Raw genomic sequence first — 9,968 nt, 5'->3', positions numbered from 1 at the left:
GAGCGGCTCGCCCCGGAGGAGGACGGCGTCGCCGAGCCGGACGACCCGGGCGTCCGCGCGCTGCTGGACCGGTACGCGGCGGCCTTCGAGAACGCCGACGCGGCGGCGCTCGCGGACCTGCTGACGCGGGACGCGACGCTGGAGATGCCGCCGTTCGCGGCGTGGTTCGCCGGCCGCGACCACGTGGCGCGGTTCGCCGCCGCACACATCCTCGGCGCGCCCGGCGACCTGCGGCTGTTCCCCGTCTCGGCCAACGGCCGGCCCGCCGCCGCGTCGTACATGCGCGACCCGGACGGCGTGCACCGCGCGCACTGCGTCCAGGTGCTGACGGTCGCGGACGGCCGCGTCGCGGGGATCGTGGCGTTCCTCGACCCGGGCCTGTTCCCCCGGTTCGGGCTGCCCGCCGAGCTGCCGTACGAGCCGCCGTCCGCGGCGGCGCCCGGCGGACCGGTTCCTTCCGGATCGGCGGCGGTCTGTACCCGGTGAGCGATCCGCTCCAAGGGAAGGGACCGGGATGCCGGAGATGACGAGCAAGACCGCGACCGGCCGGGAGGCGTCCGAGGCGGACGCCGTCCCGGCGGCGCGGCGGGTCTGGACGCTGGTGCTGGCGGGGCTGGGGGCGTTCCTGTGCTCCCTGGACGTGGTGGTGGTGGCGACCGCGCTGCCGGTGCTGCGCACCCACCTGGGCGCGAGCCTGTCCGACCTCGAATGGACGATCAACGCCTACAACCTCGCCTTCGCCTGCCTGATGCTGACGGGGGCGGCGCTCGGCGACCGGTTCGGCCGGCGCCGGATCTACGTGACGGGCCTGGCGGTGTTCACCGCGGCGTCCGCCGCGTGCGCGCTCGCGGGCGGCGCGGGCGCGCTCGTCGCGGCCCGGGTGGTCGAGGGCGCCGGCGCGGCGCTGCTGCTGCCGCTGACGCTCACGCTGATCAGCGACGTGTTCCCGGTGGAGAAGCGCGGCGCCGCCATCGGGCTGTGGGGCGGGATCACCGGCCTCGGGGTGGCCGGCGGGCCGGTGCTGGGCGGCGCGATCACCGACGGCCTGGCCTGGCAGTGGATCTTCTGGATCAACGTGCCGGTCGGGCTCGTGATGATCCCGCTGTCGGCGCGGCTGCTGCGGGAGAGCCGCGGACCGCGCCCGCACCTGGACGTGCCGGGCCAGCTCCTCGCGGGGCTCGGGATGTTCGCGCTGACATGGGCGCCGGTGCGGGCGCCGTCGGCGGGCTGGGACTCGCCCGAGGTGGCGGGGTCGCTGGCGGCCGGCGCCGTGCTCGTGGCGGCGTTCCTGCTGTGGGAGCGCCGGGCCGCGCATCCGATGCTGCCGCTGGCGTACTTCCGGCTGCGCGGCTTCGCGTCCGCCAACGCGGTGATCTTCCTGCTGGCGGTGTCGCTGCTCGGCGCGCTGTTCATGATGACCCAGCTGTTCCAGGTCGGACTGGGCGACTCCCCGCTGCAGACGGGGCTGCGGCTGCTGGTCTGGACGGGCATGCCGATGGTCGCCGCGCCGCTCGCGGGCGCGCTCGCCGACCGGGTCGGGCCGCGGCCGCTGATGGCGGGCGGGATGGTGCTGCAGGCGGCCGGGCTCGGCTGGCTGGCGGCCGTGACGGCGCCGGACGTGTCGTACGGGACGCTCGTCGCGCCGCTGGTGGTCGCGGGCGCCGGCACCGGCATGGTCTTCGCGACGACGGCGGGGGCGGCGACCGCCGCGGTGCCCGCGGGCGACGCGGGCGTGGCGGCCGGCACCAACACGGCGCTGCGCGAGCTCGGCGCCGTCTTCGGCATCGCGATCCTCGCCGCGGTGTTCGCGCACAGCGGCGGCTACGAGACGCCCGCCTCGTTCATCGACGGGTTCAAGCCCGCCCTGTGGGTCGCCTCGGCGGTGGCCGCCGCCGGCGTGGTCGCGGCGCTGTGCGTCCCGGCGAAGGCCCGCGCCGTCCCGGCGGACCCGGCGGATCCGGCGGCCTCGGCGGGGCCGCGTTCCGCCGCGTCCCGGTCCTAGGGCTCGGCGGCCCGGGCGGGCTTCTCGAACAGCAGGCGGATGACGGGTTCGGCGGCGGCCTCGGGGTCGTCGCCGAGCTCCGCGGGCAGGGCGCCGCGGAGCCACAGCTCGGCGAAGCCGTGCACGATCGACCAGGCGGCGATCGGGGCGGTCAGGTCGCCGCGGGGGCGGCCCGGGGCGACGCTCCGGGCGCCGCGCACGAGCACGCCGTCGGCGCGCGCGCGTGCGGCGACGACCTCGGGATCGTCGGCGCGGTACAGCTCGGGCCGGAACATGACCTCGAAGTGCGCGCGGTGGTCGATGGCGAAGCGGATGTAGGCGAGGCCGACGTCGTGGAAGTCGTCGCCCGCGCCCTCGAGCGCGTCGGCGAACAGCGCGTAGCCCTCGGCGGCGACGGCGGTGAGCAGCCCGGCCTTGTCGCCGAAGTGGTGGGCGGGGGCGGCGTGCGAGACGCCCGCGCGGCGGGCCAGCTCGCGCAGGCTCCAGGTGGCCGGTCCCGACTCGGCGATCGCGCCCACGGCCGCCGCCATGATGGCGCGCCGCAGATCACCGTGGTGGTAGGCGTCGTCACTCATGCCGCCGACCCTATCTTGCCATTGACAAGTTCACGGCCGCGGAGGCAATCTAGCCAGTGACAAGATTGCGCCCGAGCGAAGGACCGCCCCATGCCGACCCTGCCCTGGATCCCCGTCCACGCCCCCGCCCCCGGCGCCGAGGTCACCGTCATGGCGTCCCGGCTCGAGGTGCGCTCGCTGCGCCACGTGCCCGGGTTCCTCCTCGCGTCGCTGTCCCTGCGGCGCCAGGCCCGCCGGTCCGACGGCGCGCACGGCGTCGCTCTGAAGGCCCAGCTGCTCAAACGGACGTTCTGGACGCTGTCCGCCTGGCGCGACGAGAAGGCGATCCGGGCCTACGCCGCAGCGGAGCCGCACCGGTCGACGATGCGGGCCAAGCACGCGGTGATGCGCGACTCCACGTTCGTCTTCTGGCAGGCGAAGGCCGCCGACCTGCCCGTCACCTGGGAGGAGGCGCGGCGGCGCATCGCGGAGAGCTGAACCCCCGGCGCCCGGCGAGCGGCCGGGCCCGCTGCTAGCCGGGCGGCTCGGCGTCCTCGGCGAACGCGCGCAGGCCGGGCAGGTCGACGACGGTGATCCTGCGCCAGCCGGTGCGGATCAGGCCCGCCGCGCGCAGCCCCGTCATGGCCCGCGCGACCGTCTCGCGCGAGGCGTCCATCCAGCTGCCGAGCTCCTCCTGCGACAGCGGCGGCCCGATCACGATCGACCCGTCCGGCGCGGGCGGGACGTGCTGCGCCGAGCGCTCGGCGAGGTCGGCCAGCAGCCGCGCGAGCCGCTGCGTGCCGCGGCTGGTCACGTGCGCGCGCAGCCGCCGGTCGGAGTCGTCGATGCGCTGCACGAACGTGCCGGTGACGAGCATCCACACGTCCGGGTGCTCGTCCAGGAACCCGGTGAACCGGCCGGCCGGGACCACCAGCGCCCGCACCGGGGACAGCGCCGTCACCGTCGCCGAGCGGGTGCGGCCGCCGAGCACCGCGCTCTCGGCGAGCAGGTCGCCCGGCCCGCGCACGGCCAGCACCACGTCGTGGCCGTCCTCGGTGGACGAGGTCACCTTGGCCCAGCCCCGCTCGATGATGATCACGTGGTCGGACTCGTCGCCCTGGTAGACCAGCGGCGCCTTGACCGCGAACTGGCGGGGCCGCGCGGCGGCGCGCAGCGCGGTCCGCTGCGCGGTGTCGAGCGCGGCCCAGAAGCCGGGGCGGGGGACGGACGGGGAGGGCGGTGAGGAGGGGGTCGCCAAAAGTCGTCCTCCTTACCGGTCGCCGGGTACCTTGACATGCCCGCTGTCACCTGTCCGGTAAACCGCCCTGGCACGAGTTCGTCGGAGAACCGCGCCGGTCAAGGACGCGAGTGCGTCAGAGACCGGCGCGCGCCCCTACGCCCTCGAAGCTCAGGGCGGGACGCCCTCCGGGGTGGCCGACGGTGGCGCCGGCCGCCGCGACCGAGAACCGGACGGCGCGCTCCGGCGGCTCCCCCGCGCGAGCGCGGCGACCAGCGCCGCGGTGAGCGCGTCACCGGCACCGGTGGTGTCGGCGACGGGCGTCTCGTCCAGCGGCACGACGGCGCGGACGGCGAACGCGGCGGCGAGCAACTCGTCGCGGTCGTCCTCGGACGGCGCGCCGTCCAGCACGATCCGGTTGCCCCGCGCCAGGCCGACGGCCGCCCGCACCGCCTCCGGCGGCTGCTGCAACTGGACCGCCGTCCACAGCGCGTCCCGCAGCAGCGGCCCGGCCGCGGCGACGTCGGCCTCGGTGAGCAGGACGGGCGGTGGAAGGTCCTCCAGGTAGCGCCAGCGGCCGTCGCCGTCGACGACGTCCACGATCAGGCCGGTCCGCGCGCCCTCCCGGCGCACCACGGCGGACGCGTCGATGCCGTCACGGACCGCCTGGCCGAGCGAGGTCGCGGGCGATCTGCCCCACGACGCAGACGTCCGGCCCGCCGCCGCTCACGCGCGCCGCGGCGGCTCGGACTCGACGGTCAGCGCCCGGTGGTCGAAGCTGAAGTGCCCGGCGACCTTGAGCGCGTTCTCCAGCGGATCCTCATAGGACCACGCCGCGTCCTCCGCGCCGTCCAGCGACCAGTACGTCGCCTCGCCCTTGTAGGGGCACACGGTCCGCTTCTCGCTGCGGGTCAGCAGCTCGCGGCGCACGTCGACGGCCGGGATGTAGATCCGGTTGGGCAGCCCCGTCTCCGACAGCACCTTCGGGTGCTCCGTCTCGGCGATGAGCTCCCCGTCCAGCAGCACCCGGACGTGCCGCGACGAGGCGCGGGCGTCCACCCGGTGGAACGGGTCCCGCAGATGGCCGTGGACCCGCTCGTCCTCGTCGTACCAGGCGTCCATCGGGGCCCAGTAGAAGGCCATGTAGCCGCGCAGCCAGGACGACTCCGGCAGCGGCTCCGGGTAGCCCCACACCGCGTTCTCCGCGACCCGGTCGCCGACGCGGATCGTCCAGTACGCGGCGTCGCCCTTGAACGGGCAGTGCGTGCTGTGGTCGGTCCGCTCCAGCAGATCGGTCCGCACGTCGTCCTCCGGGACGTACAGGGCGGGCAGCAGCCCCGTCTCGTGCAGCAGCCTGCCGCGTTCGGTGTCGAGCACGACCTCACCGCCGAAGCGGGCGTGCACCCGGCGCGGGAACTCGTGCATCAGCAGCCGGTGCTTCGGCCCGTCGATGCCGTAGTTGACGTCGCCGGGCGATCCGGCGAGGGGTCCTGGGGCGAAGGTCAGCGACATGCTCATCTCCCTGCGGGCCGGCTCGCGCGGCCGGCCCGTCCACGGAGTCGGCGTGCCCAACCGGGACCGCGCTCACACGCCCGACGGCATGGTCTCCAGCTCGCCGCGGCGCGCCGCCTCCAGGTGCAGCGGAGCGAGCGCGGAGGTGATCCGGAACCAGCACAGCGCGTCGTACCGCTCGGCGAGCCGCGTCGGCACGTACTGGCGCGGATCGCGGTCGGGGTCGTAGACGACGCCGATCGCCCGCTGCCCGAGCGTCCCGGTCAGGAACCCGGGCATGTCCCGTTCGGGCGGCACCACGAACATGCCGCGGTGCAGCTCCGACCGCGCGAGCACCTCCTCCAGCGACCCGTGCGCCGGCGGCGGGACGGTCATGACCTCCATCGGGTCGCCCCAGCTCGGCGCGGCGACCACCTCGCCGGGACCGCCCGCGAACCCCACGATGACGACCCGGTCGCGGCCGCGCCGCTCGCGGGCCAGCTGCCCGAGGTTCACCATGCCCGCGTCCGCCATGTCGGTGGCGCGCGCGTCGCCGACGTGGGTGTTGTGCGCCCACACGACCCCCTTGCCGGTCTGCCCGCCGTGGGTGTGGAAGTCCGTCAGCCGGTCGAGCGTGTCGGCCATGTGCACGTCGCGGACGTTCCACGACTCCGGCCCGCCGGCGATCATGGTGCGGTAGTACCGCTCGGCGCCCGCCGCGATCTCGGCGTTCTGCCGGACGTCCAGCTCCTCGTCGGGGTCGCGGGAGTCGCCGTGCGAGACCGGGCGGCGCAGCCGCGTCAGCAGCGCCATGACCTCCTCGGCGCACCCGTCCGGGACCAGCGAGGTGTTCCAGCCGTAGGACCGCGGGTCCTCGCCGTGCGGCTCGAAGCAGCGGTAGGCCTCCAGCGCCGTCGCCAGGTACTCGGGGCGGTGCTCGGCCAGGTGGTCGACGACGGCCCGCAGCGACTCCCACAGGCTGTAGACGTCGAGGCCGTAGAAGCCGGCCCTCTCGTCGGGCGGCAGGCCGGCGTTGTGCTCGCGCAGCCACCGGCAGAACCGGACGGTCTCCTCGTTGGCCCACATCCAGGTGGGCCAGCGCCCGAAGCCGTCCAAGGCGGTGCGCGGGTCCTCCGCGCCGCCGGGCGCCAGCGTGACCGACCGCCCGACCTCGCGGCAGTCCGGCCAGTCGCCCTCGACGGCCACGAAGGAGAAGCCGCGTTCGGCGATCAGCCGGCGGGTGATCGCGGCCCGCCACGCGTAGTACTCGTGGGTGCCGTGGCTGGCCTCGCCGATCAGGACGCACGAGGCGTCCCCGATGCGGTCGAGCAGCGGGTCCAGGTCCTCGGCGTACTCCAGCGGCAGCGCGGCCCCCAGCACGTCGTCCACGTCGCTCATCGTGTCCCCCTCCCCCAGGGTTCATCCCGCGACGGATTTCGACATTCCACTCAAATCGCTCGTTGCTGTCGCCGTTCCCCGGATCCTCGGATCGATGCACGCCGCCGGACCGATTCGGGCCTCTACCCCCGCGTCCCGGCTCGCGGCCCCGCTCAGCCGTGCCGATGGGGATCGGCCGCACGCTCTCGGTATGCGGAGGGCGACAGCCCGTAGGCGACCCGGAACGCCCGGCTGAACCCCGCCGCGTCCGGCAGCCCCCAGCGGCTCGCGATCGCGCCGATCCGCAGGCCCGCCAGCGACGGGTCGGACAGCTCCCGGCGGCACCGCTCCAGCCGGAGGTCCCGCACGTACCGGGCCACCGTCGTGCCGGACGGCTCGAACACCCGGTACAGCTGCCGGACGGAGATGTGGTGCGCGGCCGCGATCGCGGCCGGGGTCAGGTCCGGGTCCCGCAGGTGCGCCTCGATCCACTCCTTGATCGCCCGGACCGCCGCGGCCTCCTCCGGGCCGGGACCGCGGCCCCGGGACCGGGCGGCGAGCCCGTCCGAGCGGGCGGGCCGGACGCGGAACGGGCCGGACGCCTCGCGGATCGCGTGCCGCCCGAGGCCGGCACGGTCGCGTGCAGGATGGTCCGAGGTGCTGACGAGCGCGGACATGACGCTCCTTCTCGCTGGGTGCGGGACCCCGGACGCACTCGCAAGGCTTCTACGGGCGGTCAGGAAGGTCAATGAGCGAGTCAGCACGACATCGGCGCCGTTCTTTGGGCAGTCGGCGCCAACGGCGCGCCGTCCGGCGGGACGGTCACGGGCGGGCGAGGGGCGCGGTCCGGAGCCGTCCCGCGGGCCCGGCGGGGGCCGACCGGTACACAGACGTAACTGGAATCCCCCACGAAACGCGCAGGGAATGGATAGTCTCCCACCGATCACATTTGGTTAAGTAAGACAATCTGGAGCACCTGCCGCATGAGCGCTGCCAACCGGGTACAGGTCATCACACGGTGGGGGGCCATCGCCTTCATGGCGATCGCGGTCATGACCGCGACCGCGGGAGGCTTCGCCCAGTCCTACGCCGGTCTCTACCACTGGGCACTGGAACACGGCCTGCGCGGATGGAAGGCCGACTCGTTCCCGCTGCTGGTCGACCTCTTCATCATCGTGGGCGAACTCGGCCTCTTCCTGCTCGCCGTCGACGCCTTCGTGCTGCGCCGCCGCGACATGATGAGCTGGCTGGACTTCTTCCTGCCGCTCGCCATCGCCCTCGCGGGCTGGACGGCCAGCCTCATCTTCAACGTCGGGCACGTCGGGCACCGGTCGTTCTCCTACCAGGCGACCGCCGCGGTCCCGCCGATCGTGTCGATGCTCGGCCTGTTCGTCCTGCTGCGAACACTCCACCGGTACGTCTCGCGCCAGTCCGACGAGGAGGAGGAGCCGAAGGCCGCCGAGCCCGCGCCGCGCGCCATCGCCGGCCCGGTCACGCTGCAGCAGATCACGCTGATGCCGCTGCGCAACACCGGGCCGTTCCCGCAGATCCAGGTGCCCGGCCACTCCGGCAAGGCGATCGAGTCGGGCACGGCGAACGGCTCGGCGAACGGCTCCGCCGCCGCGACCCGCGAGGCCGAGCCCGCGGCCGCCCCGGCGCCGTCGGCCGCCGCGGCCTCCCCGGCCGCGTCCCGCGAGCCCGAGCCCGCGCCCGACCCGGAGATGGCCGTGGTCAGCGCCGCCGCGCGCGGGAGCCTCAACGGCCGCAGCGCGGTCGGCGTCCCGCACGAGGACACCGGCCCCGCCCCCGACCCGGAGAACCTGCGCACGATCGTCATCGACGTCCTCGAACGCCGGCACGGCGACATCGCCGCGACGCTGGCCGAGGTGCGCGCCGAGGGCTACCGCTGCGACGAGGCCGAGATCCGGCGGATCAGCGACAACCACTGGTTCCCCTACGCGGTGTACCGGCTGCTGGCCAAGCACCACGGCGACGGCGAGCTGGTCGCCAAGGAGCTGGGCGACCAGGGCATCGTCTACGACCAGGCGGCGCTGGACGAGCTCGTCCGCTCCTGGCGCGTCTGACCCTCCCGCACCACCGGCACCGCGAGCGCACCGCTCGTCCAGGGACCGGCCGTCCGTAAAGGCGGCCGGTCCCGTCCGTTTCCGGGGTCATCGCGGCCCGCGGACGGTTTCCCGGTGATCTGCGCCGTTCCCGTGCGACGCTGGACGCGCATCTCATGCCCATGCCGCATCAGCGATGCCGGGAGACCTCATGAAGACGCGACTCCTCGCGGTGGCCGCCGCGGCCGCCCTCGGCGGCGCCGCCACCGGATACCTCCTCGCCCCCTCGGCCGGCGATGCCGCCGCCCGCCCGGCCGCCGCGTCCCGGGCCGCCGGAGCCCTGGCCACCGGGACCCTGCACGCCGCGCTGAACATGCCGGCGGGCGACCGCGCGAAGGCCGCGGCGCTCGGCTACGACCTGTTCGACGTGGACCCCGACGCCGGAGAGATCGCCTCGCTGCCGAAGGGCGGCCGGGCGCTGCTGTGGGTCGGCAACACCACCTGCGGCGACTTCGAGCAGAACAGCACGTCGGCGTTCGCCGACACGGTGAAGCGGTTCGCCGGGAACGACCGCGTGTACGGCTGGTACCTGTCGGACGAGCCGAACCCCGACCAGTGCCCCGGCATCGCCGGCGAGCTGCGGCGGCGCGCCGACATCGTGCACCGGTACGCGCCCGGCCAGAAGGCGTTCGCGTCGCTGACGGACTGGCCGATGGCCCCGCTGAAGCCGTCGGAGACCCACCTCGACCTGATCGGCCTCGACCCCTACCCGTGCCGCTCCGGGCACGACGGGTGCGACCTGAAGGCGATCGACACGATGGTGGGCCAGGCGACCCGGGCCGGGTTCACCCGGAAGATGATCGTGCCGGTGTTCCAGACGTTCGGGCAGTCCTGCAGCGACGGGGAGAAGAACTGGCGGCTGCCGGCCGCGGGCGAGATGAAGGCGATCCTCACCCGGTGGGACCGGCTCGTCCCGAGGCCCGCGTTCGACATCAGCTACTCGTGGGGCCGCCAGGACGCCTGGGCGTGCCCCGCGCTCGCCGACGCCGACGGCCGCGACGGCAACCCCGACCTGCAGTCGGTGATGAGGACGCACAACCTGCGCCGCACGGGTCCGGGCCTCCCCGAGCGGGATCCGGCGCCCGCACCGAGCCCCACCACCACCGGCTCCTGCACCGACCCCGCGAAGGGGTAACTAGCCTGCACGGCGGATCCCCCGGGCCGGGGGGGGCGGCGGGGGGTGC

Annotated in this window: 11 protein-coding genes; 5 read left to right on the top strand and 6 right to left on the bottom strand. The window is 74.9% G+C overall.

Annotated features, from left to right (window positions below):
* Window positions 1-486 (top strand): nuclear transport factor 2 family protein (locus ABZ914_RS39010; protein ID WP_500199525.1); only part of this gene is annotated, 486 nt, incomplete at its 5' end.
* Window positions 487-523: 37 nt separating this feature from the next.
* Entirely contained in the window at window positions 524-2,002 is a 1,479-nt protein-coding gene (locus ABZ914_RS39005; RefSeq protein WP_500199523.1) for an MFS transporter, read from the top strand.
* On the opposite strand, the gene ABZ914_RS39000 is transcribed toward ABZ914_RS39005, so the two are convergent.
* Complete coding sequence (locus ABZ914_RS39000; protein WP_500199522.1) at window positions 1,999-2,577, bottom strand: TetR/AcrR family transcriptional regulator; 579 nt, start codon at window positions 2,575-2,577, stop codon at window positions 1,999-2,001. The two genes, ABZ914_RS39005 and ABZ914_RS39000, sit on opposite strands and share 4 nt — an antisense overlap.
* Window positions 2,578-2,667: 90 nt before the next feature.
* Here ABZ914_RS39000 and ABZ914_RS38995 point away from each other — a divergent pair, with 90 nt between their 5' ends.
* Window positions 2,668-3,054, top strand: coding sequence for a DUF3291 domain-containing protein (locus tag ABZ914_RS38995; RefSeq protein WP_500199520.1), 387 nt, complete (start codon window positions 2,668-2,670; stop codon window positions 3,052-3,054).
* 34 nt (window positions 3,055-3,088) lie between these two features.
* Here ABZ914_RS38995 and ABZ914_RS38990 read toward each other — a convergent pair whose 3' ends face one another.
* From ABZ914_RS38990 to ABZ914_RS38970, 5 genes are all read right to left on the bottom strand, one after another.
* Window positions 3,089-3,814 carry a Crp/Fnr family transcriptional regulator gene (locus tag ABZ914_RS38990; RefSeq protein WP_433152425.1) on the bottom strand — a complete coding sequence of 242 codons (726 nt, stop codon included), beginning with the start codon at window positions 3,812-3,814 and terminating at the stop codon, window positions 3,089-3,091.
* Between the two features lie 150 nt (window positions 3,815-3,964).
* Window positions 3,965-4,429 carry a carbohydrate kinase family protein gene (locus ABZ914_RS38985; RefSeq protein ID WP_500199519.1) on the bottom strand — a complete coding sequence of 155 codons (465 nt, stop codon included), beginning with the start codon at window positions 4,427-4,429 and terminating at the stop codon, window positions 3,965-3,967.
* Between the two features lie 90 nt (window positions 4,430-4,519).
* Window positions 4,520-5,305, bottom strand: coding sequence for a DUF427 domain-containing protein (locus ABZ914_RS38980; RefSeq protein WP_500199517.1), 786 nt, complete (start codon window positions 5,303-5,305; stop codon window positions 4,520-4,522).
* Window positions 5,306-5,377: 72 nt separating this feature from the next.
* Entirely contained in the window at window positions 5,378-6,682 is a 1,305-nt protein-coding gene (locus ABZ914_RS38975) for an erythromycin esterase family protein (protein WP_190867104.1), read from the bottom strand.
* 152 nt (window positions 6,683-6,834) lie between these two features.
* Entirely contained in the window at window positions 6,835-7,338 is a 504-nt protein-coding gene (locus ABZ914_RS38970; protein ID WP_500199515.1) for a helix-turn-helix domain-containing protein, read from the bottom strand.
* Window positions 7,339-7,644: 306 nt separating this feature from the next.
* On the opposite strand from ABZ914_RS38970, the gene ABZ914_RS38965 reads away from it, so the two are divergent.
* Together ABZ914_RS38965 and ABZ914_RS38960 are read left to right on the top strand one after the other, a co-directional pair.
* A complete protein-coding gene (locus ABZ914_RS38965) occupies window positions 7,645-8,745 on the top strand; it encodes a DUF2637 domain-containing protein (RefSeq protein ID WP_500199513.1) in 1,101 nt (366 codons plus the stop codon).
* Between the two features lie 190 nt (window positions 8,746-8,935).
* On the top strand, window positions 8,936-9,919 hold the full coding sequence (locus ABZ914_RS38960; RefSeq protein ID WP_500199511.1) for a hypothetical protein: 984 nt from the start codon (window positions 8,936-8,938) through the stop codon (window positions 9,917-9,919).
* Window positions 9,920-9,968: the final 49 nt, after the last annotated feature.

Source organism: Spirillospora sp. NPDC046719, from assembly GCF_040645715.1.
In the GTDB taxonomy this organism is placed as follows: Bacteria; Actinomycetota; Actinomycetes; order Streptosporangiales; family Streptosporangiaceae; genus Spirillospora.
Note: the sequence above shows the minus strand (reverse complement) of the source record. Positions and strands in the feature narration are given on the sequence as shown.